This window comes from Paenibacillus sp. FSL R5-0527 (assembly GCF_038008055.1).
GTDB classification, from domain to species: Bacteria; Bacillota; Bacilli; order Paenibacillales; family Paenibacillaceae; genus Fontibacillus; species Fontibacillus macerans.
Genome location: NZ_JBBOYI010000001.1, coordinates 5,776,090 through 5,801,504 on the forward strand (window position 1 = coordinate 5,776,090; position 25,415 = coordinate 5,801,504).

Annotated in this window: 18 protein-coding genes and 2 pseudogenes; 3 read left to right on the top strand and 17 right to left on the bottom strand. The window is 56.7% G+C overall.

Annotation, left to right across the window (positions count from 1 at the left end; genetic code table 11):
- Positions 1-97: 97 nt before the first annotated feature.
- The 6 genes from araD to rhaB all read right to left on the bottom strand — a co-directional run bounded on the left by araD (position 98) and on the right by rhaB (position 8,716).
- Positions 98-787 (bottom strand): L-ribulose-5-phosphate 4-epimerase, encoded by a 690-nt coding sequence (gene araD / locus NYE69_RS25645; RefSeq protein WP_036620998.1) that lies wholly within the window; start codon positions 785-787, stop codon positions 98-100.
- Positions 788-977: 190 nt separating this feature from the next.
- Positions 978-2,075, bottom strand: coding sequence for a GntR family transcriptional regulator (locus NYE69_RS25650; protein ID WP_328273934.1), 1,098 nt, complete (start codon positions 2,073-2,075; stop codon positions 978-980).
- Positions 2,076-2,236: 161 nt separating this feature from the next.
- On the bottom strand, positions 2,237-3,727 hold the full coding sequence (gene araA / locus NYE69_RS25655) for an L-arabinose isomerase (protein WP_340928510.1): 1,491 nt from the start codon (positions 3,725-3,727) through the stop codon (positions 2,237-2,239).
- A gap of 1,143 nt (positions 3,728-4,870) precedes the next feature.
- Positions 4,871-5,704: a rhamnulose-1-phosphate aldolase gene (gene rhaD / locus NYE69_RS25660; RefSeq protein ID WP_445323421.1), complete on the bottom strand. Its 834-nt coding sequence runs from the start codon at positions 5,702-5,704 to the stop codon at positions 4,871-4,873.
- Positions 5,705-5,961: 257 nt separating this feature from the next.
- Positions 5,962-7,221: an L-rhamnose isomerase gene (rhaA, locus tag NYE69_RS25665; protein WP_328272663.1), complete on the bottom strand. Its 1,260-nt coding sequence runs from the start codon at positions 7,219-7,221 to the stop codon at positions 5,962-5,964.
- A gap of 25 nt (positions 7,222-7,246) precedes the next feature.
- Positions 7,247-8,716, bottom strand: coding sequence for a rhamnulokinase (gene rhaB, locus NYE69_RS25670; RefSeq protein ID WP_328272664.1), 1,470 nt, complete (start codon positions 8,714-8,716; stop codon positions 7,247-7,249).
- A gap of 349 nt (positions 8,717-9,065) precedes the next feature.
- Between rhaB and tnpB the strand changes: the two genes are divergently transcribed.
- Together tnpB and NYE69_RS25680 are read left to right on the top strand one after the other, a co-directional pair.
- Complete coding sequence (gene tnpB, locus NYE69_RS25675; protein ID WP_340928512.1) at positions 9,066-10,169, top strand: IS200/IS605 family element RNA-guided endonuclease TnpB; 1,104 nt, start codon at positions 9,066-9,068, stop codon at positions 10,167-10,169.
- A 194-nt stretch (positions 10,170-10,363) separates the two neighbouring features.
- Positions 10,364-11,119 (top strand): DeoR/GlpR family DNA-binding transcription regulator, encoded by a 756-nt coding sequence (locus NYE69_RS25680; protein WP_328272666.1) that lies wholly within the window; start codon positions 10,364-10,366, stop codon positions 11,117-11,119.
- On the opposite strand, the pseudogene NYE69_RS25685 reads toward NYE69_RS25680, so the two are convergent.
- From NYE69_RS25685 to NYE69_RS25725, 9 genes and pseudogenes are all read right to left on the bottom strand, one after another.
- Positions 11,116-11,846: pseudogene (locus NYE69_RS25685) on the bottom strand (LutC/YkgG family protein). The gene NYE69_RS25680 and the pseudogene NYE69_RS25685 overlap by 4 nt on opposite strands.
- A complete protein-coding gene (locus NYE69_RS25690) occupies positions 11,839-13,485 on the bottom strand; it encodes a LutB/LldF family L-lactate oxidation iron-sulfur protein (protein WP_340928514.1) in 1,647 nt (548 codons plus the stop codon). Before NYE69_RS25690 ends, NYE69_RS25685 begins: the two are co-directional and overlap by 8 nt.
- On the bottom strand, positions 13,482-14,210 hold the full coding sequence (locus tag NYE69_RS25695) for a (Fe-S)-binding protein (RefSeq protein ID WP_328273783.1): 729 nt from the start codon (positions 14,208-14,210) through the stop codon (positions 13,482-13,484). The genes NYE69_RS25690 and NYE69_RS25695 overlap by 4 nt, the downstream gene beginning before the upstream one ends.
- 205 nt (positions 14,211-14,415) lie before the next feature.
- Positions 14,416-15,174 (bottom strand): DeoR/GlpR family DNA-binding transcription regulator, encoded by a 759-nt coding sequence (locus tag NYE69_RS25700; RefSeq protein WP_340928516.1) that lies wholly within the window; start codon positions 15,172-15,174, stop codon positions 14,416-14,418.
- A 114-nt stretch (positions 15,175-15,288) separates the two neighbouring features.
- Positions 15,289-17,370: a bifunctional aldolase/short-chain dehydrogenase gene (locus NYE69_RS25705; protein ID WP_340928517.1), complete on the bottom strand. Its 2,082-nt coding sequence runs from the start codon at positions 17,368-17,370 to the stop codon at positions 15,289-15,291.
- Between the two features lie 486 nt (positions 17,371-17,856).
- Positions 17,857-18,300 (bottom strand): L-fucose mutarotase, encoded by a 444-nt coding sequence (gene fucU, locus NYE69_RS25710; protein ID WP_340928518.1) that lies wholly within the window; start codon positions 18,298-18,300, stop codon positions 17,857-17,859.
- A 46-nt stretch (positions 18,301-18,346) separates the two neighbouring features.
- Positions 18,347-19,915 (bottom strand): rhamnulokinase, encoded by a 1,569-nt coding sequence (locus tag NYE69_RS25715; protein ID WP_340928520.1) that lies wholly within the window; start codon positions 19,913-19,915, stop codon positions 18,347-18,349.
- Positions 19,916-19,932: 17 nt separating this feature from the next.
- Positions 19,933-20,601: a class II aldolase/adducin family protein gene (locus NYE69_RS25720; RefSeq protein ID WP_326044373.1), complete on the bottom strand. Its 669-nt coding sequence runs from the start codon at positions 20,599-20,601 to the stop codon at positions 19,933-19,935.
- A 547-nt stretch (positions 20,602-21,148) separates the two neighbouring features.
- A complete protein-coding gene (locus NYE69_RS25725; protein WP_340928522.1) occupies positions 21,149-22,939 on the bottom strand; it encodes an L-fucose isomerase in 1,791 nt (596 codons plus the stop codon).
- 589 nt (positions 22,940-23,528) lie between these two features.
- Here NYE69_RS25725 and NYE69_RS25730 point away from each other — a divergent pair.
- Positions 23,529-24,392: an AraC family transcriptional regulator gene (locus tag NYE69_RS25730; RefSeq protein WP_340928523.1), complete on the top strand. Its 864-nt coding sequence runs from the start codon at positions 23,529-23,531 to the stop codon at positions 24,390-24,392.
- A gap of 604 nt (positions 24,393-24,996) precedes the next feature.
- On the opposite strand, the pseudogene NYE69_RS25735 reads toward NYE69_RS25730, so the two are convergent.
- Both NYE69_RS25735 and NYE69_RS25740 read right to left on the bottom strand, forming a co-directional pair.
- Positions 24,997-25,148, bottom strand: a pseudogene (locus NYE69_RS25735) (GntR family transcriptional regulator); the annotation flags it as partial.
- A 40-nt stretch (positions 25,149-25,188) separates the two neighbouring features.
- Positions 25,189-25,407, bottom strand: a complete 219-nt coding sequence (locus NYE69_RS25740; protein WP_340928526.1) for a hypothetical protein — start codon at positions 25,405-25,407, stop codon at positions 25,189-25,191.
- Positions 25,408-25,415 lie beyond the last annotated feature (8 nt).

Consider the following 25,415-nt stretch of genomic DNA (forward strand, 5'->3'; position numbering starts at 1 on the left):
GCTAGCGGCCAGCTAGCGGCAAAACTTGCTGTTTCCCCATGGACGTTAGCTTGGACGTTCACTTCATTTGCCTTGACTTTCGCACAACTTGCCTTGGTTACTTCTGCCCGTAATACGCGTTTGCCCCGTGCTTGCGCAAGAAATGGCGGTCCAGCAGCGTCTGGTCCATCGGCGGCGTGTCCGGATTAATCTGCAGCATGCGGGCGGCGATTTTCGCTACCTCCTCCAGCACCACCGCGTTATGCACGGCGTTGTGGGCATCCTTGCCCCACACGAACGGCGCATGGGAATGCACCAGCACCCCCGGCACCTGATTTGGATCGAGCCCTTTAAAGCGCTCCACAATCACATTGCCTGTCTCCAACTCGTAAGCCCCATCAATCTCCGCCTTGGTCATCGGCCGTGTCACAGGAATTTCCCCGTAAAAATAATCCGCATGCGTCGTCCCGTACGCCGGCAGCGCCCGCCCGGCCTGGGCCCAGCTTGTGCCCCAAGGCGAGTGCGTGTGCACGACGCCGCCGATATCCGGGAACGAACGGTAAAGCACCATATGCGTCGGCGTATCGGAGGATGGGCGCAGATCGCCCTCCACCACGTTGCCCTCAAGGTCAACGACGACCATATGCTCCGCCTTCAATTCCTCATAAGGCACACCGCTCGGTTTAATGACAAACAAACCGCTGTCCCGGTCGATTCCGCTTACGTTCCCCCAGGTAAAAGTGACTAGCCCGTGTTTCGGCAGGTCCAGATTCGCTTCCAGCACCTGCTGTTTTAACGTTTCCAGCATCGTTCGTCCAGCTCCTTTCCGAACCCATTTCAAAGTTAACCCAAAATTTCACATTCCCAAAAATACTCCCGCTGCAGGCGGAGGGATTCCCGCTCGAATTAGCGTTCAGCTGCCGCGCGGGGTTCCCGTTCTGGCTGCCGCACGGAATCCCGCTCTAGTTGCCGCTTAGATGCCGCACGGAATCCGTGCTCTAGTTGCCGCTTAGATGCCGCACGGAATCCCGCACGATCAGCTCCGGTTCAAACACCGTATCCTCATATCTATCGCCCTGTTCGATCATGCCGATCAGCTGCCTCGCCGCCAGCTCGCCCATGACGGTTTTCGGATGGGTCAGCGTCGTCAGCTTTGTTCCCGAGGCGGCCGCCAGGCTGGAGTCGTCGAACCCGATGACGGAAATGTCCTCCGGAACCTGCAAACCACAGGCCGCGGCAGCGTCCATCAGGATGACCGCCAGTTCGTCGTTGTAGCAGACGAAAGCGGTCGGCCGCTGCTCGGGCGGCCCTTGCAACAGCTCGATGGTCCGCATATACGTAAAGTCGGCCTTCTGCTCCGTTGTATAAGTAACGACGTGCTGCGGCGAGACGGAAATTCCGTATTCCCGATGCGCCGACAAAAAACCCTTCAAACGGTTAACGCCCTGCAGGTCGTCCCTTTTGAAAAATCCGGCGACCTGCCGGTGCCCGTTCTCCAGCAGATAACGCGCCGCCTTGCGGCCCCCCGCCTCATCGTCCACCTTCAGGCAGGGGCATTCCAGCTCGCGGTATTTCTCGTTGATCATCAAATACGGAATCCCCTTTTCCTGCAGGTCCAAAAAATACCCGAGGTTCGGATTTCCCTCCGCGCTTTTCGTCGGCTCGATGATCAGGCCGCTGAGCGGCTGGCTCGTCATCAGCTGCAGGCTGTCCATTTCCTTCTCCTTCGTGTTGTCCGTGCTCGACAGCAGCAGGCGGTACCCCCGGCTGCGCAGCTCCGCTTCCGCCCCCCTGACGATATGGGGAAAAATATAATCGGAAATATACGTCGTAATGATGCCGATCGTTTTGACGGCTTCGCCTTCCCGGCGCTCCGGATTGCGGGCGAACGTCCCCTTGCCCTGGATCCGCTCCAGCCAGCCGTCTTTCTCCAGCTCCCCGAACGTTTGCCGCACAGTCTGACGGCTTAAGCCAAACTGCTCGGCAATTTCGTTTTCCGAAGGAAACTGATCGCCGGGCTGCAATTTTCCGGACTCCAGCCACGACAGCAGTTCGCGTTTCAACTGCAAATATTTTGGAATTTTTTTATCGTTCATTTCTCGTCCACCCTCACAATCACCTATATACCCGCTATTGTATCACATGCCGGGTGAACGCATAGGTTAAGCAAAATACGAAACCAATGCAACCGCCGGAGCCGTGAAGCGGCTGCGGTTAGCGCAAGCAATATCCACCCGCCGGTCCGGCCTGGCTGCGATTAACGCAAGCGGTATGCGGCGTCGCTCCAGCGCAGCTCGTTTTTGAAGCGCTGTACGGACGTGTCCTTGTCGATGAACACCGCTTCGATGCCGGCCATTTCCGCCCAGTCCGCCAGATTTTCCGCCGTGATGGCGTAGGACAGGACGGTATGATGCGCCCCGCCGGCCAAAATCCACGCTTCCGCCGACTCGCGCAGCGACGGCTGCGGCTTCCACAACACGCGGGCCACCGGCAGCTTCGGCATCGGTTTGTCGACCTTCACGCCGTCCACGACGTTGACGAGCAGCCGGAACCGGTGTCCCAGGTCGACGAGCGAGGCGTTCACCGCCGGTCCGTCCTGGCCGTCGAACACGATCCGCGCCGGATCCGCCTTGCCGCCGATGCCGAGCGGATGCACCTCGATCGTCGGCTTCGTCGCCGCGACCGTCGGGCATACCTCAAGCATGTGCGCGCCCAGAATCATGTTGTTGCCCGGCTCGAAATGATACGTGTAGTCCTCCATAAAGGACGTGCTTTTGTTGTTCGCCAGCACCTTCAGCACGCGCGTCAGGGCCGAGGTTTTCCAGTCGCCTTCGCCGCCGAAGCCATAGCCCGCTTCCATCAGGCGCTGCACCGCCAGGCCCGGAAGCTGCTTCAGTCCGTGCAGGTCTTCGAACGTCGTCGTAAACGCGCCGAACCCGCCGGCCTCGAGGAAGCGTTTCATGGCGATTTCCAGCTTGGCCTGATAAGCGATCGAATCGCGGACCGGTCCTTCGCTTAAGCCGGCTTGCGTGATCGTGTACGTTTCCGCGTATTCTTCCAGCAGCGCCTTCACTTCGGCGTCGCTCACCTCGTTCAGCACCTGCACCAAGTCGCCTACGCCGTAGCCGTTCACCGACCAGCCGAACTTGATTTGAGCTTCCACCTTGTCGCCTTCGGTCACGGCCACCTCGCGCATGTTGTCGCCGAACCGGGCTACCTTCAGCTGGCGGCTTTCGGCGTAAGCTGCGGCCGTCCGCATCCAGCCGGCGATGCTGGCGCGCACCTCCGCGTCCTCCCAGTGGCCGACGACGATTTTGCGGGCGATCCCCAAGCGGGCGCCGATGTGGCCGTATTCGCGGTCACCGTGCGCCGACTGGTTCAGGTTCATGAAGTCCATATCGATCGTTTCCCACGGAATATCGCGGTTAAATTGCGTATGGAAATGAAGCAGCGGCTTCTGCAGCTGAGACAGCCCCGCAATCCACATCTTGGCCGGGGAGAACGTGTGCATCCAGGTGATGATCCCCGCGCACGTCTCATCGCCGTTCGCTTCCAAAATCAATTTGTATATTTCATCAGAGCTCTTAACAATCGGTTTAAACACCACCGGAAAACCAAACACCGGATCTTTGCCAAACTGTTCGACGATGATCCGGGAATGCTCGGCAACCTGTTCCAGGGTCTCCGGACCGTACAAATGCTGGCTGCCGGTCACAAACCAAAAAGAATGCGGTTTCAATTGCATCATAATATAAAACGCCTCCCAAAAAAGTATTGTTTCTTGATCGCCAACTTGTACATACATCGGATTATAAAAAACTTGAGATAAAATGTTGTACGTACAAATTTTGATACTTTTATTTTAAAGTCGTCCGTTCAAAAAGGCAATAGCGTTTTCGTTAATTAAGAAAAACGTCTGACAGCGTCTTTGTCTGGATCTGACTTCAACGCTGGGCGCAGGGGGAGGCTCTTTCCAATCTGTAGACGCTGCCCTAAACTCAACTTTCACAGCAAGAAATCGGCAGACAAGCCTTGATGTACCTTTTGCACCGTAGCCGCTCCGAGCAGTGTCCGAAATCAACGCCAGGTGAGGGGGCGGTCTAAAGGGTTCGTGTCTTGGTGGCTCTACCTTGGAGTCCCTGCCCGCTGCCTTTGCACGATTATCCCTTCGTTCAGGGGGCAGAAGTTGCTGCAGATGTGTGTGGCGATACCGGTGCTTCCCTACCGCCGGCTGATCGGGCGTCAAACGAATCCGCCCCTTGCGGCTGCAGCCTGATCGAGACGTTGGAACGGTGGAGGGGGAGTTTGATGCGGATCAACTTGATAGCTGGTAGTTAGCATGAACGGTATGGGGGTTAGCATGAACAGTCGGGCGTTGTTGCAGACGGAAGGGTTCAGGCTGAAGTAAAATCACGGTCTTTTCGTTTCCACCGCGTCTTGTCCTTGAATCTCAACTCTTGGTCTCCTGTATTGATCTCCTGTCCGGTCTGTTTCTTCTCCTATAAACCTGCTTCCCTCTCCCAAGACTGTCTCATTTTCTCGAATCGATCTGATTCTCCACCAAATATTTACTTTTATAGAGCTTGTCCATTTCCTTGCTACCTGATAAAACGGGATAATCATGCAAAGCACCCGGACAACGAGTGTTGATCTGCCGCCCACCCACCGGCCTTCCTTGTCCTCAAGCTTTCAAAGCCCTTCCGCGTTTCTTGCCACGATCGGTTGCCGGGGGCTAACTTCAAGTACGGTTTATAAGGTTGAGCCTGAAAAGAAAACTTTAATTCGTTTGGCAGTTGATTTAGGTCGGGCTGATGGTCTATCGTAATGAAAGACACCATAATGTCAAAAAAACGGACCCCCAAATCGGAGCCCGTTTTTCGGTGCACATCCTTTATTCCAATATCCCCGCGGCCGGCGTGACCCCAAACGCTTTAGCCAAATCAAGCAGCTGCGCATCGGTGATTCTTTGCTTGATCGGATGGTGCGCGACCAGCATGTAAATCTGCGCCGCCTTCTCCACCGTCTCAATCAGCCCAAACGTTTCGTCCATCGTGCGGCCGCTGCCGAATATCCCGTGCTGCGGCCAAATCACGACGCGATGATCGCGCATTTTGGCGGCGGTGGCCCGCCCGATTTCCGGGCTGCCCGGAACCATCCACGGCACGATGCCGACGCCGTCCGGAAACACAACCAGGCACTCCGTGCACATTTCCCACAGCGTTTTCGTCAGCTTTTTCTCGTCCAGATCATGGATGAACGTCATCGCCAGCGCGTTAGTGGCATGGCAGTGCATGACGATCCGGTGCTCAGGATCGGCCTTCAACCGTTCGATGTGGCTCATGAAATGCGAGGCCAGCTCGCTGGTCGGAACCGCGCCGTCGCGCAGTCCCCACAGCACGTCGACCCGCTCCCCGTCTGCGGCGACCCGCACGATGCCCAGGTTCGCTGCCGGATCGGAGATCACGTTCCGGAAATATTTGCCCGACCCTGTCACGACAAAATATTTGCCCGCCAGCTCCTTCACCGGAAAAGAAAGCGGAATGCTTCTCGTCTTCTCCCCTTGCCCGGCGCCAAGATATTTAAGCACCTCCGCCTCGTCCAGCAAATAACTGATATTGCCGCCGTTGCGTTCGTCCCAGCCCAGCCGCCACATATGGTACGTAATCTCCGCCATTTCCCGGACAAAAGGAATTTCCAAGTCCCGCGAAACCCGGCTTTTCTCCATCTCCGTTATCGTATTCACAGCAGGTTCTCTCCTTTTAGTTCGTGTTCAAAAAGTCGGCTTTTCAGCACCGAGAAGGTTGGATGAAGTTAGGGACGTCAGGAGCGGAGCGTACGTTTTGGGTACGTGAGCACCGGAAGGCCCGGCTGAATTCAAGATTCGACGTCGATTCCGCTTCTTGACCTGCTTCGTGATCAAAAGATGACTTTTTGAACAACCTCTTATATATTTTGAAAAAAATCCGTAAACGCCGCTTTACTTTACCCGCGAACCGCCAGGACGTTCTCTTCGTATTTTTTCACGTCCGCCAGCCACGCTTCTCTCACCGGAACGCCCTGCGCAGCGCAGAAATAATCCCAGATCGCCCCGTACGGATACGATTTGAATTCTTCGACCAGCGCCAGCCGGGACGTGTAATCGCCGGCCAACTCCAGCTCCTTCAACCGCTCGACCGGTTCCAGCATCGCGCGCAGCAGCGCTTTGAGCGTGTTCCGGGTGCCGATCACCCAAGCCGCGATATGGTTGATGCTGCCGTCGAAGAAGTCGAGTCCGATATGCGTGCGGTCCAGCAAATTGCCGCGAACGAGTTCCCGCGCGATATCCAGCAGCTCATCGTCCATCGTGACGACATGGTCGCTATCCCAGCGGACCGGACGGCTGACGTGCAGCAGCAATTGATCGCCGAACAGCAGCCAGGAAGACAGCTTATTCGAAATCGTTTCGGTCGGATGGAAATGGCCGGAATCGAAGCACACCGCTTTGCCTCTAGTCAGCGCGTAGCCCATATAAAATTCATGCGATCCGACGACGTAGCTTTCCGAGCCGATGCCAAACAGCTTGCTTTCGACGGCGTCGATGTTGTATTCCTCGCTGATCTCCTCGGCGAAAACCTCGTCAAGCGCTTCCTTCAGCCGCACCCGCGGCGACAGGCGGTCGACCGGGGAATCCTTGAAACCGTCGGGAATCCAGACATTTGTCACGCACGGCTGGCCAAGCGCTTTGCCGAACGATTCGGCGATTTTGCGCGAGGCTTTGCAGTGGTCGATCCAGAACCGGCGGATTTCCGGGTCGGGATGGCTGAGCGTAAACCCGTCTTTGGCTTTATCATGCGAAAAACATGTCGGGTTGAAATCGAGGCCAAGCCCCTGCTCCTTCGCCCAGTCAACCCATCCGGTAAAATGCCTTGGCTCCAAGACATCCAAATCCACGGTTTCGTCCGTGTCGGCGTAAATGGCATGCAGGTTCACCTTATGTTTTCCCGGAATCAGAGCGAACGCCTGCTCCAAATCTTTTCGCAGCTCTTCCGGCGTCCGCGCCCGGCCGGGATAGCTGCCGGTGACCGCGATGCCGCCGCTCAGTTCCTTGTCTTTGCTTAAAAATCCCCGGACGTCGTCCCCCTGCCAGCAGTGTACGGATACTTTGATCCGGGCGAGCTGCTTAAGCGCGCCTTCAACGTCAATCCCATGCTGTTCGTACAGCTTTTTGGCTTCGTTGTAGCTGTTTGCAATGCTTTGCTCCATCGTGTTCTCCTCCTCTTTTTTTCATTTATGGATGGACCGTCGGCGCCGTCAGCGCCGCGAACCGGCTGCGTGCCTCAGCGATCGCTTCCGGATCGACCGGCTGCGGGGCATAGCTGCGAACCGCAAAAGAGCGCCGGATGATTTCCCTGGCCTCGCCGATATTCGAGATAACGCCGCAGCTCACCATCTGCACGGCCAGATTGCCCAAAGCGGTCGACTCCGTCGGCCCCGCTTCCACCGCGATCCCCAGCACGTCCGCCGTCAGCTGGCATAACAGTTCGTTGTTGGCCCCGCCGCCGACGATATGCAGGGTGTTGATTTTTTCCCCGGTCAAACGTTCCAGCTCTTTAATGTAAAAATCATAAGATAAGGCCAGGCTGTCAAAAATGCACCTCGCCACCTCGCCCGGCGTATCCGGAACGGGTTGACCGGTTTCCGCGCAGTAACGCCGGATTTCCTCCGTCATTTGCCGGGGGTTGAGAAAGCGGTCGTCGTTGCAGGAAATCAGCGAACGGAAAGGCGAAACTTCCTCGGCCAGCGTAACGAGTTCGGCAAAGCTGTACTGTTTTCCGTAATCCTTGCGGACCTCCTGGATCAGCCACATACCCATGATGTTTTTCAAAAAGCGGTACGTCCCGTAGGCGCCCCATTCGTTCGTATAATTCCGCTCCATCGCCTCCTGCGTAGCCAGCGGCGCGTCCCGCTCCACACCGATCAGCGACCATGTTCCGCTGCTGAGGTACCCCCAGGATGCTCCGCTGGCCGGTACGCCAAGCACGGCGGAAGCCGTGTCGTGCGTTGCGGCGCAGATCAGCTCGCATTCGGGAAGATCGTGCGCCTGCATCAGCTCCGGCTTCAGCGGACCAAGCGGCGTTCCCGGTTCGGTCAAAGCGGGAAACTTCGCCCGCGGCAACCCGAGCAGGGCCAGCAATTCCGGATCGTAATCCCGGGTTTGCAGGTTCAGCATAGCCGTCGTCGAAGCGTTTGTCGTTTCATGAATCCGCCGCCCCGACAGCAAATAATACAAATAGTCCGGAACGAGCAGGATCTGCTCGGCGGCCGCCAGCTCGCGGCGGTCATGAGCGTACAATTGATACAGCGTATTAAAGGAGAGGTGTTGAATTCCGGTTTTGGCGTAGATTTCGGCAAACGGCATCTGCCGGTGGACCTCGTCCACGGCCTCATTCGTGCGGGGATCGCGGTAAGAGAACACGTCCCCGATCCGTTCGCCTTGGCTGTCCAGAAGCGCATAGTCCACGGCCCAGGTGTCGATGCCAAGCGTGCATTTTGCAATGCCGAGCCGTTTGGCCTCCGTCAGTCCCCGCAAAATTTCCCGGAACAAATGATCGAGATCCCAGTAAAAATGCCCGTTTTTCTCCGCAAAGCCGTTGTCGAACCGATGGATTTCCCGCAGCGTTATTAAACCGTCCCGCAGTTCTCCCGCAACCAGCCTCCCGCTGGAGGCGCCGATATCGACAGCGATATGATGATTCATCCCTTCAGCGCTCCTCGCTTTGAAATGTTGCCGATTTTTAAAACTTGCTTTCTTCAATCCCATCCTACGCCCGTTTTTCTGTGTTGTCAACGAAATAAAGATTGTTCGTGTTGTTTTATTTTTGTTTTTGTCTGATTTATGACATTGATCACGAGCTTTCGCAAACTCGCGACTTTAGTCATGAGTAAGAAAACTTCGGTTCAGGCATGTTATTTGACATGTCAATGAATCGACATGGTCGTTACGTATGGTAAAATTATTATGGTGATGAATCATCCTATTTTGTTACTATGGTGAGCGAACAAACCAATCCGAAAGTATATTCAAGATCAGAAAGTGAAGTGAGAGCATGCTTATCCATAAAGCCTATAAATTTCGCATTTATCCGAGCAAAGATCAGGCTGTTCTCATCAACAAGACGATCGGCTGTTCACGTTTTGTATTTAACCACTTTTTGGGATTATGGAATGAAGCTTACCGCAGCACAGGAAAAGGACTGTCGTATGCTGCATGTTCTGCCGAACTCACGAAATTGAAGCAAGAACTCGAATGGTTAAAAGAACCGGACAAATTTTCTTTGCAAAATGCCTTGAAAAATCTGGCATATTCGTTTAACCGTTTTTATAAGAAACAAACTAACGCACCGAGATTTAAGAGTAAAAAGAATCCTGTACAGTCGTATCAAACCAACTATACCAATGGAAATATTTCGATCGTAGGCAACAAGATGAAACTCCCTAAAATAGGGTTAGTAAGGTTTGCCAAGTCAAAAGAAGTAGAAGGTCGTATATTGCATACGACGATTAGGCGTAATCCTTCCGGCAAATACTTTGTTTCGCTGTTAGTGGAAACCGATGTACACCCCCTGCCAAAAACAAACCAAGAAGTCGGAATTGACTTGGGGCTAAAAGATTTCGCCACTCTATCCAGCGGTGAAATGTTTGAGAATCCAAAATTCCTACGGAAGATGGAACAAAAACTCATTCGGGAACAGCGGATTCTTTCCAGACCGGTGAAAGGTTCCTCGGGCTGGAATAAACAACGAGTGAAGGTCGCCCGAATCCATGAATGCATTGCTAACTGCCGAACAGACTACCTGCAAAAGCTATCAACACATATTGTCAAAAACCACGACATGATTGCGATTGAAGATTTGCAGGTGTCTAACCTGATGAAAAACCACAATCTGGCCAAAGCGATTGGTGAAGTGTCCTGGTATCAATTTAGAACGATACTTGAATATAAGGCAATGTGGTACGGACGTATCGTTGTTGCTGTAGGCCAAACCTTCGCCTCTTCTCAACTCTGTTCGTGTTGTGGTTACCAAAATAAAGAACTTAAAGACCTTCATATTCGGGAGTGGATATGTCCGGCCTGCCAAACCCGCCATGATCGGGATATCAATGCAAGCAAAAACATCCTTGCCGAAGGCAAGAGGCTCCTATCTGCGTAAATGCAGGAACCGCAGGAACTTCGGGGATAGCTTGGCGGCACATTATGTGCCAATTCTGTTCAGCAGAACGGACTACCCAAGAATCTCGCGGCTTTAGCCACGAGAGGTTCAAAAGGTTAAGGATTACCGCTATGATGAAATGGAAGACTAGGCCAATTTGGGGCCTTATAAAAAGAAATCCCGAGGTGAACGCCATGCTGGCGGCTGAACGAAAGCAAAAAATCATCGACCTGCTGCACCAGGACAAACGCGTGCTGGTGTCGGAATTAAGCCGGATGTTCGAGGTGACGGAAGAGACGATCCGCCGCGATCTCGAAAAGCTGGAAAAGGAGGGGATCGTCAACCGCACCTACGGCGGCGCCATGCTGGTCCTGCACACGAACGAGGATCTTCCGTATACGACCCGCAATACGCTGAACGTGGAGGTCAAGCGGCAAATCGCCCTGAAAGCGATGGACCTGATCCATGACGGCGATACGCTGATGGTTGACCCGAGCTCGACTTGTTTTGAGTTTTTGAAAACTTTGCCGCCGAAAAACAACGTCACCGTCATCACCAATTCCGTCAGCGTGCTGCAGGAATTCGCCGGCGCCGGGCTGCAGGTCATCTCGACCGGCGGTACGCTGCGCGGCCGCTCGCTGTCGCTGGTCGGGCCGACCGCCGAACAGACGGTGCAAAAATACAACGCCGACACCGCCATCATCAGCTGCAAAGGCATGTCGCTCGCCAAAGGCGTCTCCGATTCCAACGAGCCGGAATGCGAGCTCAAGAAGCATATGCTGCGCCATGCCGGCAAAGTGATCCTGCTCGCCGACCACACCAAATTCGACAAAACCGCCTTCGTCAAGCTGGCCGATTGGGAGCAGATCGATTATTTGATCACCGATCGCCGTCCATCCGAAACCTGGCTAAAGCTGCTGCGGGACAAAAATATCGAGGTGCTGTACTAACCGACCAGCAGGGCAAACACGACGCCGGGGCCGTGCACGCCGATCGTCAGGTCGTTTTCGATGTCCGCGGAGCGGCTCGGCCCGGAGATGAAATGGATGCCGGCCGGCAGGGCGGAGCGTCCCGCTTCGTCAAATTCGTCCAGCACCTCGCCGAGCCGTGTCTTCATCCGCCCGACGGGAACGACGGCGATCAGCACCGTCGGCAGCAGGCTGACCGAGCGGCCTTTTTCCGGGGACGATTTAACGACCAGGGAGCCGGTGTAAGCCACGGCGCAATCGGCCATCACGATGCCGAGTCCGCCTCCGCGGCGCGGGCGATCCACGGCTCTTCGGCGCCTCCGTTCCACACCGACAGCCGGGCGCCGGAAGCGGCGAGCGCCCTTTCCAGCCCGAGTTCCGCCAGCGCGGGATCGTTTTGGCGCAAAATATACCGCGCCTTCATTTCCTCCGCTTTACCGAGCATAAACGTCTTGGCCGCTTCCATATCCGCCAGCCGCACCACATGCCCCCCGGCGCTCGTGAAGCTTTCCGCAAACCGGTTAAGCTTCTCCTCCGGACTCCACTCAAACTCCCGCCAGTAATCCGGCGCTCCCTTAAAAGCGCGCTGCGGAGCTTCCTGAAGTCTCGGCCGCTTCAGACGCCCGGCGATCCGGTTCATAAACTGCTCCTGCTTGGCGCGCGAATCCGCTTCCATTTCCTTGAGCCAACGGCCGTAGTCCTTATCCATCATACGTATGACCTTCTTTCATTACGGATGCCTGACCGGCCGGTTGCCAGCCTGAAGGCTGCTGCCCGCCGGCCGGACGTTTCTTCAGCGCGGCCTGCAGCCGCTCCTGCGTGTTCCGGCGCGCCGCCGGCTGCGCCGCTTGGGCCGCCGCGTTCAGCTCCCGCTCCAGCCCGCCCCAGCGCTCGCGGAACGGCTGCCGGTCCAAGCTCGGAGCGACGCGGTAGCTGTTCCAGCCCTTCAACGGGCCGATCCGCGCCGGGATTTCGCCGCCGCGCACGACGAGCTTTTGCGCAATGCGCCCGAGCTTCAGCGCCTGGTGAAACCGCTTGGAGTTCGCCATCACGGCGGCGAAGCCCTTCATCCCGGCGTTCTCCAGCTTGTTCCCGTAGCCCTGCTCGACCTTGCGTCTGCGCAAGTAGACAAGCATGTCATGCAGCGGGATTTTGACCGGGCAAGCTTCGTAACAAGCCCCGCACAGGCTGGAGGCCGAAGCGATGTCGTCCCATTCGGCCACATTGCGGTTGAGCGCCGGCGTCAGCACCGCCCCGATCGGGCCGCTGTACGTCCCGCCGTAGGCGTGGCCGCCGATGTGGCGGTACACCGGGCAGGCGTTCAGGCAGGCGCCGCAGCGGATGCAGTTCAGCAGCTCCTGGAACTCCGGATCGCCGAGCTGTTCGGAGCGCCCGTTGTCGAGGATGATGATGTGCATTTCTTCCGGACCGTCGCCATCGCCGGTTCGCCGCGGGCCGGTAATGCCGGACATGTAGACGGTCAGCTTTTGTCCCGTCGCCGAACGCGGCAGTAGCGTCGCCATCACTTCGAGATCGGTCCAGGACGGAATGATCCGTTCCATGCCCATAAAGGTGATCTGCGTTTTCGGCACGGTGGACACCATCCGCGCGTTGCCTTCGTTTTCGAACAGCACGATCGAGCCGGTCTCGGCGATGGCAAAATTGCAGCCGGTCATGCCGATGTCCGCCTCCAGAAATTTGGCGCGCAGCTTCCGCCGGACGAAACCGGCCAGCACGGCCGTATCGGGCGGCAGCTCCGCCCCCGCCTCGCGCGACAGCAGTTCGGCGATCTGGTAGCGGTTTTTATGAATCGCCGGGATTATGATATGGGACGGGGCCTCCCCGGCGAGCTGGATGATGTATTCGCCCAGGTCGGTTTCCACCGTCTCCACGCCGATGTTTTCCAGCGCTTTGTTGATATGCAGCTCCTCGCTGACCATCGACTTCGATTTGACCACAGAGCCGGCGTGCTTGCGCTCGGCGATCTCCAGGGCAATGCGGACCGCCCCCTCGCCGGTCGCGGCAAAATGGACGTGCGCACCGTTGGCCCGGGCCTGCTCGGCAAAACGGTTCAAGTAGTAGTCGAGATGGGCGATCGTATGCAGGCGGATTTGCCGCCCGCGCTCCCGCCATTCCTCCCAATGGCCGTGATCTGCGGACGCTTTCTTTTTCCCGTCCCGCAGCCGTTCCGTCGTAAAACGCACCGCTTTGCGCAAAAAATCGTTGTTCAGCGCCAGCTCCGCGCGCTTTTTGACCGTGGCAGGCTGAGGCCGGGTTTGGGTTTGGATTTGGACTAGAGTTTGAGTTTGAGCTTGGGCTTGCGAAGCTGTCGTGCTTCCCTGGTTCATGCTCCGCTCACCCCCTCGTACAGCAGTTCCGCCAGATGCATGACGCGCACCGGCTGCTTGCGGTAGCGTAAATTGCCGGCGATGTTCATCAGGCAGGCCATATCCAGCCCGGTCAGCACCTCCGCCTCCGTCTCCAGCACGTGGTCGGCTTTTTCCGTCACCATCGCCCCGGAGATGCCGGCCATCTTCACTGCAAACGTTCCGCCGAAGCCGCAGCAATCCTCCGCGAACGGAAGCGGAACCAGATCCAGTTCCCTGACGTTTTGCAGCAGCGCCATCGGTTCGTCCTTGATGCCCAGCAGCCGGATGCCGTGACAGGAAGGATGGTAAGTGACCTTATGCGGGAACACGGCGCCCAGGTCGGCAACGCCCAGCACCTGCACGAGAAACTGCGTAAACTCGTACGATTTGTTTTGCAGCTCCCGCGCCATCGCCAGCCGAACGGGATCGTTTTCGAACAGCTTGGGGTAATGGTGGATCATCCCGATGCACGACCCCGAGGGCGCAATGACAAAGTCGCTGTCCGCAAAAGCCTCCAGCAGCGTGGCCGCCGACTTCCGCGCCTCATCCCAGTACCCGCTGTTGAACGCCGGTTGTCCGCAGCACGTCTGCTTCGCAGGGAACTCCAGCTTGACGCCCAGCCTTGCAAGCAGCCGGGCCATCGCCTCGCCGATGCGCGGGTACACCGCGTCGCTGATGCAGGTGATAAACATCGACACCTTGATGTCCGGAGCGGCGGCCGAATCTGTCTTTTCCGCTGAATTTGTTACGATCTTCCCTATTTCCGTACGCACTCCATCGTCCGTTTGTTTGTCCATCTTAAGCACCTCCCATGCGTTTTTCTTGCCTGCCGGTGTTCGCAGCGTAGCGGATACTCCGGTCAATCCGCTCATCCGGTCAATCCGCTCATCCGCTCAAACCGAGATCAGCTTAAACCGAAACCAACTCGATCGACCGCTTGCCCAGCTCGCCCAAAACCGCTTCATCCGGCCGGTAATCGGTGATGATCGTATGCAGCCGCTCGGTCGGAGCCACATGGGCAAAAGACTGCTGCCCGAATTTGCTGGCATCGGCCAGCAGCACGACCTCGTCCGCGATGTCGATCATTTTCCGCTTGACCATCGCCTGCAGTTCGTTCGACTCGCTGATCCCGCGCTCGAGGTGGAACCCTTTGCATGATAAAAACAGCTTGTCGACGTGGTACGCGTCCAAAGAGCGCTCGGCGAGCGGCCCCACCCAGGACATCGAACGCCGCGCCAGCTGGCCGCCCGTGGAAATGACCTCGATCTGCTCCTTGTTCCCGAGCTCGGCGGCCACCTTCAGCGAATTGGTCAGCACGGTCAGCGGCATATCCGGCAAATCGGCCGCCATGTACCAGGCCGTCGTGCTTGCATCAAGCAAAATCCGCTCCCGGGGCTGAATCCGCTTCACCGCTTCGCGGGCGATTCTTTTTTTCTCCTCCGCCTGCATGACCTCGCGTTCGAAGTAAGGCGTCTCCGGCTGGTGGCCCTGCACACTGACCGCGCCGCCGTGGGAGCGGAGCAGCCGCCCCGCGCTTTCCAGCCGGTCCAGGTCCCGCCGGATCGTCTCCTCGGTCACCTGGCACAGCTCGCTCAGTTCCGACACGCGCATGCTGCCGCGTTCGTTGACGAGGCGGACGATTTTTTCATATCTCTCCGCAGCTAACATCTGCATCCTCCTGCCCTATCCTTTCTAGTTGAACGTTTTGAAAATAACGTGAGGTGCTGCCTGAGCCCCTCCGTGAACCCCCTCATAAAACTAGTCTTCATATTAGCAAACAAATTAGCGGACAAAAGCCGCCGGAACCCCGCCGTCGATCGTCAGCATGCAGCCGGTCGTTTTGGCCGCTTTCGACGAAGCGAAGAACGCCACGCCTTCGGCGATGTCGCGCGGATAAATGTTGACGAGCAGCGTCGTCCGCTTGCGGTAGTACTCCTCCAATTGATCCGGTTCGATGCCGTAGGCGGCGGCCCGCTCGTTGCGCCAGTTAGAGTTCCATATCGCCGAACCCTGCAAAATTGCATCCGGCAAAATCGTATTGACGCGGATGCCGATTTCCCCGCCCTCGGCGGCGATGCAGCGGGCCAAATGGGCTTCCAGCGCTTTGGCGGAGCTGTAGGCGGTGACGTTTTTCCCCGCATACACCGAGTTTTTCGAGCCGATGAACACCATGCTGCCGCCGGTATTTTGCTCCTTCATCTGTTTGAACGCTTCGCGGGCCACGAGAAAATATCCCGTGCCAAGCACGGAAATATTCAAATTCCATTCCTTTAGCGACGTTTCCGTGAACGGGCTGGAGGTGGCAAGTCCGGCGTTGTTGACGATGATGTCCACGCCCCCGTAGGCAAGCGCCGTTTCCGCATAGGCCGCCGCCACCTGGTCTTCCTGGGTTACGTCCATTTTGACCGCCAGCGCCCGGTTTTCCCCGAATTTGGCGTTGATTTCGGCGGCCACTTTTTGCGCGCCTTCCAGGTTGAGGTCCGCGAGCACAACATGAGCGCCTTCTTCTACCAAACGCCGTGCCGTTTCGCTGCCGATGCCGCCGGCCCCTCCGGTAATAAAAGCGACCTTGCGGGAGAATTCTGCTTCTGCGGGGGCAAGCGACAATTTGTACAGCTCCAGCGGCCAGTACTCTACGTTATAAGACTCGTTTTCGCTAAGCGACACGAAGCGGCCGAGCGCGGTCGCTCCTTTCATCACGGCGATCGCCCGGTGGTACAAAGCGCCGCTCAGCTTGGAGTTGGTCCAGCTTTTGCCGGTGTTCAGCATCCCGAGGCCGGGGATCAGGATCACGCGGGGAGCCGCGCCCGACATCACGTCATCCGCCTGCTTGTTGCGCTCAAAATAAGCCTGATACTGCTCTTTATAGGCCGCGATACCGTCCTTTAATTTGTTTTTCAGGCCATCGATATCGTCCGCGTCCGGCGTCCAGTCGACAAACAGCGGCACCACCTTGGTATGCACCAGGTGATCCGGGCAGGCGGCGCCGATTTGCGACAACTGCGCGGCGTTCCGGCTGCCGGTGAATTCCAGCACATCGGCTTCGTCGTCAAACGTGACGATCACCGGCTTGTCGCCGCTCGCCAGCCCCCTGACCAGCGGCATCACCGCCGCCGCGATCCGTTTGCGCTGCTCCGCCGGAAGCGGCTCGGCCTTAGCTCCGCCGAACACGCGGCCTTCCGCGGCCTGCGCCTGAACCTGCGCTTCAATGTATCGTTCCGCTTCATTGATGATCGCGACCGTTTTGGCGTAGCAGGCTTCCGGCGTATCGCCCCAGGTCACGAGCCCGTGCTTTTCCATCAGCACCAGCTCCGCTTCAGGGTTGGCCAGCACGCCTTCGGCGATCATTTTGGACAACGTGAAGCCCGGCCGGATATAAGGAACCCAGACGAAACGGCTGCCGTAAATTTCCCGGGCAATCTCTTTGCCGTTATCGGCGCAGCACAAACTGATGATCGCGTCCGGGTGGGTGTGATCCACATGCTTGAACGGCAAAAAAGCGTGCAGCAGCGTCTCGATTGACGCGCGCGGATGTTTAGCATCGATCATGCAGTTCGCCAGGTAAGCGACCATCTCCTCATCGGACATCTCCTCCCGCTCGAACAGCGGCCGGATATCGTCCATACGCAAGCCGGTGAAATTTCCCGCCTTCATCGTCGCCAGGTCCGATCCGCTGCCTTTTACCCACATCACCTCGACGTCGCGCCCGCGAAAATCTTTTTCGATCGTTTTGCTCGACGTGTTGCCTCCGCCCCAGTTGCATACCCGGCGGTCCACGCCCAGCAGGTTGGAGCGGTACACCAGCTCATCAAGTCCGGGAGTTAATGCCGCTGCTTTGGATGAATCCCATAAGTTCTGAACCATGTTTTTTCTTTACCTCCATTTTTGAATGTTTGTTTTTTTCTTTATTTTTGTTTGTTTTAATTTTAAACCATTTGTTTTGTTTTGGATATAGCGCTTTCAATAAAAAAATAAAAAAATCCTCCGTTCCCTTAACGGAAGATTTTCGAATCGGCCTGCCGATAACCGTAACAAAGTTCAGTTGCCCTACCGCCTGATTGGAAAAAATCCAATAGATTGACGAAAATCGGAGGCAATTTTGATCTCTAATTGAAAAATATCCAATAGATTTCGCTCAAAGCGCCCGTTTTTCACCGTGCCAAGCCGATTCTAGCACTGGCGTTGCATTTAAATCTGGCAAGATACATTTTCTGGGCTCACCAATATTCTAACGGTTGAATATAGCCGTGGGGATTTGCCGGTATTTTTTCAATTCTATTGGGTATTTCCAATTAGAACATTGCGTTGACCCCGGGATTGCGGGAATCAGCTATCTTGCTAGAGCAGCCTCTACGGGGCCTGAATGACGACGCCCTTTTTTAAAATCACGTTGGCATACAGCGCTTTTTCCCCGGTGGATACGATAGCGTAAGCCTGTTTGGCCCTTTCGTAAAAAGCGAACCGCTCCACCTCCTCGAAAGGGTCATTGTCGTCCACCGGATGGTACCGGCTTACAATTTCCCGGTATTTGTTCCAGATCGGCGTTTCCACCGCGTCCCCCGGTGTCACCGCCATTAAGGACACGGGCCGGTCGACATAAACATCGAGGGGAAACAGCGGCAGGATCGCCTCCAGCAGTTCGGGAATCCCGTGTCCGTCGCAGCGCACCAAACGCCGGGCATGGCTGGCCGCCGGAAAATTGCCGTCGGCGATGACGATTTCGTCCGAATGTCCCATCTCCATCAAAATTTTGATCAAATCCGGCGTGATCAAGCCGGAAATTCCTTTTAGCATACACCGGCCTCCCAAATTTCTTATAGCGAGTAAACGAACCGCCCACCTAGCTGCCGGAACGGGAACGGCCGCCGGTCGGGGAAGCGGCAAGCCGCAGATACCGCTCATAGGCTCTCGCCCATTCCGCCCGGCGCTCCGGGCTGCCCGGCTCGAAAGCTCGGAGCGGGAACGACGACTTCACCAGTTCCCGCCCCTCCCGCATATCTTTGATCCGGCCGGCGGCTCTGAACTGTACAAGCAGATTGCCGATCGCGCTCGCCTCCACCGGTCCGGCCCAGACCGGGCGTCCGATGGCGTCGGCCGTAAAGCCGCACAGCAGCTCGTTCTGAACGCCGCCGCCGACCATATGCAGGCCGGCAAAACGCGAGCCGGTCAGCGCCTCGGCCTGCTCCAGCACCTGCCGGTAGCGCAGCGCCAGGCTTTCCAGGATGCAGCGGACCGTGCCGCCGACCGAATCCGGCTCCGGCTGCCCGGTCTCCCGGCAGTAGCCGCGGATTTCCTCCGGCATGTCCGCCGGATTCATGAAGCGCAGGTCGTCCGGATCGATCAAGGAGCGCAGCGGCTTGGCCTCCTCCGCCAGCCTGACGAGTTCGGCAAACGTGAAGCTGTCGCCGCTTCCCTGCTCCCATTTGCGCTTGCATTCCTGGAAAATCCACAGCCCCATGATGTTTTTCAGCAAATGGAAGCTTCCGTCCACGCCGCCTTCATTGGAAAATTGCTGCTCGAACACCGCGGGCGTGAGCAATGGCCCAGGCATCTGCGTGCCGAGCAGCGACCAAGTGCCGCTGACCAGGTACGCGAAGGACGAGGACGCTGCCGGCACGGCCGCCGCGGCCGATTCCGTATCGTGCGAAGCGACGGCGACCACTTGGATCGGCGGCACGCCCAGCTCAGCGCAAACCTCGGCCGTAAGCTCGCCGATCACCGTCCCCGGCGGCACCGGTTCCGGAAAAATGTCCCCAGGCAAACCAAGCTCCTCCATCAGCTTCCGGTTCCAAGCGCCCCGTCCCGGGTCATAGAGCCCCGTAGTGGTCGCCATCGAAAATTCGCAGGACTGTTTTCCGGTGAGAAAATAGTTCAGCAAATCAGGCGTGAGCAGCAGAGTTGCAGCGTTGTCCAGCTTGGGGGAAGCGGCTTTCTTCATCGCGTAAAGCTGATATATCGTATTAAAGGGCATAAACTGCAGCCCGCTCTCGCGAAACAGCCGCTCCGGACCGGCCAGGGCGGATACTTCCTCCACCAATCCTTCGGTCTGCCGGTCCCGGTAATGGTACGGGATGCCCAGCAGCTCGCCGTTTTGGTCAAGGAGTCCGAAATCGACGCCCCAGGTATCGATGCCGCAGCTTTCCGGTTGGAAGCCGGCCTGAAAAGCTTTGCGAATCCCGTTTTTGATTTCCTGCAGCAGCCTCGGCGTATCCCAATGCAAATGGCTGCCGATTTGGACCGGAACGTTCGGAAAACGGTGGACTTCCGTAATTTTGAGCTTGCCTTGGCCTTGTGCGCCCTCCGCAACAAACTCGCCTATAATGGCGCGGCCGCTGCCCGCTCCCAAATCAAACGCCAAAACGCAAGGAAATGGAAGTCGCCGTTCGCTCACGTTCATAGACATGGACATGCTTAACGCACCTTCCGTTATTTCATTTTTTGCAGCAGCTGAATCCGGTAATCCTCGCTCTCCAGCGCGGCGATATCCGCCACTTCCCGATCGGTGAGCGGCACCGGCGTTCCCGCCGCCCGGGCGCTTAAATAAATCTTCGCGCTCTCCTCGACGACCTGGGTCCGATAGTACGCCTCGCGAAGATTCCGGCCGGTCGTTACAAGCCCATGGTTGCCCAGCAAAATCGAGCTTGCCTCGCCAACTTTGGCCGCCACGGCGTCAGCAAGCAGGTCGGTCGTCGGAATCAGGTACGGAATATACGCCGTCCGTCCGACCAGTGCGGCTTGATCCGGAAACATGATCGGCAGCTCCCGCTCGATCAGCGTAAAAGCGATGCAATTCGGCGGGTGAGTGTGCACCATGGCGCCGATATCGGGCTTTTGCCGGTATCCGTACAAATGCATAAGCACTTCCGATGACGGGCGCAGCCCGATATCCGTCACCTGCCCCGTCGGAATGTCCACTTCGATCCACTGCTCCGGCTCGATCTCCTCAAGGGCGAAACCGCTCGGCGACAAGTACATTTTATCTCCCGCCCGGGCGCTGATATTGCCCCCCGGCCCTACGACCAGCCCGTTTTCCACGATTTTGCGGGCGTATTTGCAAAGTTCCTGCCGGATTTCTCCGGCGTTATCCTGATCCATTTTTGCAATTCTCCTTTTGGGCTTAATATGTTGATTTTATCGGTCGAGTTGGCTTTTCGTCCTTTTGGTGTGTACTTTTGGCGAAAATGTCTTTCATAAGGTGGACACTTTGAAATCAGAAAAGTAATGTCCTCAAACCAATCTGTCTACTATATATAGAAACAAGTCTGTCCCTGCTCACCAAATATGGACACTTCTGCCTTACCATTCCCTATATACCTTATGTCCTCTTCTGAAAAGACAGTTTTGCATTTTGTCCTCTGTAAGAATACAGTATTGGCCCCTCCCGCCCATTGAGGACATCCACAGCGGTTTTCACCCCAGCTCCCGCAAAAGAGGGAGACTGTCAACTCCGAATCCTTCTTTGACTTGTGCGAAAGCATTGGGCCCCGGTTCCTCAGCGGAAACCGGGTTTCCGCCAAGCGAGATACTGAAGCTTGGCGCCCTGCCTTTATCTTGCGGCTGGGGATCCTTTGGGAGTGCGCTACCCGTTGCGCGAGCACCAGGGTAAGCGACGGACAACAGAGCCTCAGACTTATTCTCGGAGCTACTTGTATAGCGGTCCGAACGCCGTGCAGGCGCGGAAATCGGCGCTTTCCGCGTCTTCGGTGCCGAACAGGCCCCAGGCGCGCGGGCGGAAGATTTTCTCCTTCGGCACGTTGTGCATGCTGACCGGGATGCGCAGGATCGACGCCAGTGTGATCAAGTCGGCGCCGATGTGCCCGTAGCTGATCACGCCGTGATTGGCGCCCCAATGGTCCATGACGTCGTAAACGCTGGTGAACGCGCCGCTGCCGGTCAGGATCGGGGCGAACCAGGTCGACGGCCAGGTCGGGTCGGTCCGCTGATCCAGCGTATCGTGCACGTGTTCCGGCAGATCGACCGAGTAACCTTCGGCGATTTGCAGCACCGGGCCGAGCCCCTTCACCAGATTGAGCCGCGCCATCGTCATCGGCATGCCGCCGCGGGTTAAATAATCGGTCGAGAACCCGCCGCCGCGAAAATATTCCACCGAAGCCGGGCGCCACTGCGTTGCTTTGAGCATGCGTTCGACTTCTTCCGCGCTGATTTCCCAGTACGGTTTGATCGCGGGCGCGCCGTTTTTCGTCTGTTCGCCGGTGCCGTCCAGCGCCGCCGAGCCCGAATTGATCAAATGCAAAATGCCGCCCGCCGCGCGGCCTTCCAGCTTATAGCCGGTCACCCGTTCCACGGAGGAAGGGCTCCAGTACGTGCGCACGTCGGCAAAAATCTGCGCCGTATTGGTCAGCAGGTACCCGAACAGCATGCCGACGCCGTTTAAGCTGTCGTTTTCCGTGGCCACTACATAAGGAGAACGCGTTCCGTTCCAATCAAACGACGAATTCAGCAGCGTCTCCATAAAATCCCCGTTCGGAAAATGATCCGTCCACTGGCGCTGCCCCTGGAATCCGGAGGCGATCGCATGATGACCCTGCGCTTCCTCCTCAAAGCCCAGCTCGGCCAGGCGCGGATTGCCGATCATCAGATCGCGCGCGATCAGCGTCATTTTGACGACCGTTTCCCATTCCCGATCCTTGCGCTCGCGGGACGTTTGCAGATGCTCCGGGTTGTTGTCCGGCCCTTCCTGGCAGTTGTTTTTCACCCAGTCCAGCGCCCGCTTGTATTCCTCGGGGTCAAAAATCTCCTCTTCGATCCGGCGCGTAAATTCGCTCATGTCAACGTATTCGTTCCGCATGCCCAGATATTCCTGGAAAAAGGAGTCGTTCACCATCGAACCCGCGATGCCCATCGATACCGATCCCATCGAGAGATAGGCCTGATCACGCATCATCGCCGCCGCCAACCCGCTGCGGGCAAAACGCAGCAGCTTCTCCTGCACATCGTCCGGAATCCGGTCGTCGCCTTCGTCCTGCACGTCTTCCCCGTAAATGCCGAACGCCGGCAGCCCTTTTTGCGCGTGCGCGGACAAGACCGCCGCCAGATAGACCGCCCCCGGCCGCCCGGTGCCGTTAAAGCCCCACACCGCTTTCGGAATCAGCGGGTCGGTATCCATCGTTTCCGTGCCATAACACCAGCAAGGGGTCACCGTGATTGACAGGCCGACTTCGGCTTGCTTGAATTTTTTTGCCGCGGCCGCCGCTTCCGCTACCCCGCCGATACATGTGTCGGCAATGACGCATTCCACCGGCCGGCCGTTCGGATAACGCAGCTCGGCGCTGAGCAGGCGCGCAACCGCCTTGGCCAGGTTCATCGTCTGTTCCTCAAGCGATTCGCGGACTCCTCGCCGTCTGCCGTCAATCGTTGGGCGAATGCCGATTTTCGGAAATCCGTTTCTCCATCTGTAATCGTTTTCAACCATACCTGTCCTGCCTCCTTGGCCTTGGAATATGGTCTCATTTTAAAATGAGCTAACCGGCTTCGTGAACCTACTATATTGCCTTATTCGCAGCACAAAACCGCAAAAAAGTGAACCTCTCCCGCAAGCCCCGTTCATCCGCCCCGGCATAGCTTCCAAATAGCGCATCCATTGAAAATATGCGGCCTGCCACAAGCGAGAATTTCGCGTTCCGTACACTAGTGATCCTCTCAGCCCGTCGCTACCCCATCCTTCATTGGAAAAATCCAATAGATTGCCAGATATCCAACGACTTTTTGACCTCTCATTGGAAATATCCAATAGATTCCGCTCTAATCGTCTGTATTGCGCCATGCTGGGATTCATCTATTGGAAAAATCCAATCAAACTGCTGCATCCCCACTTCATTTCTGATTCCATTGGAGATTTCCAATCAGAACGCCCGGCCAGGCAGACCGCGAAAACCTTAAACCGCCTCCCGATCATATCGGCTTGTTGAAATGTGAAGCCTACGGTCCAGCTTTTTTTTCCAACCTCACCCGCTTGGGATATAATAGGCGTATCCATCCGATCGTGGGGGAGGAACCCTAGCGTGCCGAAAATCGAAATTCCGCATCGCAAAAGCGACCGTTTTCGCTTCAAAAAAACGCCCGAGCTGCTGTTCGCCGGCCAAGTCGTCGATGAGCGCCGATTTTACGCCCCGCCGCAGATCCATGATTTTTGCGAAATTATTTATATTGTGGAAGGTGCCGGAGAATTCCGGATCGCGGGCAAAACGTACGAGGTTCGCCCCGGGGACGTGGCCGTATACAACGCCGGCGTACCGCACGAGGAACGCTCGCTGAGCCCGGAACCGTTCAAATTGATTTACTGCGGCTTGAATAACGTGCATATCGAAGGCGTCCCGCAAGGGCAGCTGCTTCCCGCGTACGTGGAACCGGTCATTCCATGCGAAAAATACGCCTACAAAGTGGAAAGCTGCCTGTCCGAAATGCTGCAGGAGTGCGATTCACAGGTACTGGGCTACGAAACGCTCAGCAACAACCTGTTGATGTCGCTCATTACGCTCCTGTACCGGATCGTCGACGTCAAACATCCGTTTGACCCGCTCAAGGACAAAAACGAAATCACGGTCCGGACCAAGCAATTTATCGATAAAAACTACACCCGCAGCATCACGTTAAAAGAAATCGCCGACACGCTGTACGTCAGCCAGCATTATTTATCCCACCTGTTCAAAAAGGAACTGGGCGATTCGCCCGTCAACTACCTGATCACCCGTCGCATCGAAGAGGCCAAACGCCTGCTGTCGGATAGCGACGCGCCAATCCATGAAATCGCTTCCCGCGTCGGGTATGGGAATGACAAGTATTTTTCCATGCTGTTCAAAAAAGTGACCGGCCAATCGCCCAGCGCCTACCGGGACGCGGAAAAGCAAAAACGGGACGGGCGTTGAGCACCGGAAAAGTAAAAGCGCGATGAGCGTTCCGAGCGTTGAGCAGCGGAAGTGTGCGGTAAAACGCAGAATCGGAGTAGTCCACTAAACCGTAGCGACGGATTTGTCCGCTAAACCATCAAGTGGGGGCGCAGGATAAGCCGAAGAAAAGTTGTTCTCTTACGTTGGGTATGGGGGATAGACGGGGATAAAGAAGAGACTAGAGCGGTATGCGAACTGCTGCGAACTGCTGCGAACTGCTGCGAACCTGCTACGAACTGCTACGAACTGCAAAAGTGCAGGCGATTTTCGTCGAAACTCCTCGAAACGGGGGGTTCAAATGCAAATGTGCAGTTCATATCCGGTCAAAAGAGACTTTTTTATCGAACGGCTGTAAATCAAATGCATTTTTGCATTTCGCTTGCTCGAAAATGGCGGTTTGCGGAAAAATCAAATGCATTTTTGCATTTGGTCCCCTCCGTTCGCACGGTGCCAGCAAAAAAGCGCGAGCCGACAAAAGTAATGTCCCCCGGCTCTCCAGAAGCGGATTGGAACCCCTGCCAGGACAGCCTTTATTGGAATAAGTGAACGCCGTACACTGGCGCGCAGGCGTTTCTTATGCATCGTAAAACTCCTGAACGAGCTCCTGAATCGCCCCGCGGACAGTAATCTTGCTTACTGCAAACTCCTGCTCAAGCTGCTGCTCGGAGGGGATTTCGTCCCCAGCGGGTAAACGCCGTGGAGAATCCGCTCCTTGATGATGTTTTTAATTTGCAAATATAACGGTCTATCTTTACAGGCAAACTCACGACCCTGTTTACCTACCTTTCCACATCCCCGGGGAGGATTGCTCCATCCCCCGGTGGATTTCCGCCTCCGCCGCCATTGGGGTGTCGCCCGGCACGGTATGCGCCAGTATCCCCGCTGCGGCCGCAAACCGGACGGTTTGCACAGGGGCGAAGCCCTCGTGGATGATCCTGCTGGCGAAGCCCTCCAGCTCGCCGTGGATGATCCCGCTGGCGAAACCGTCTCCCACCCCATTCT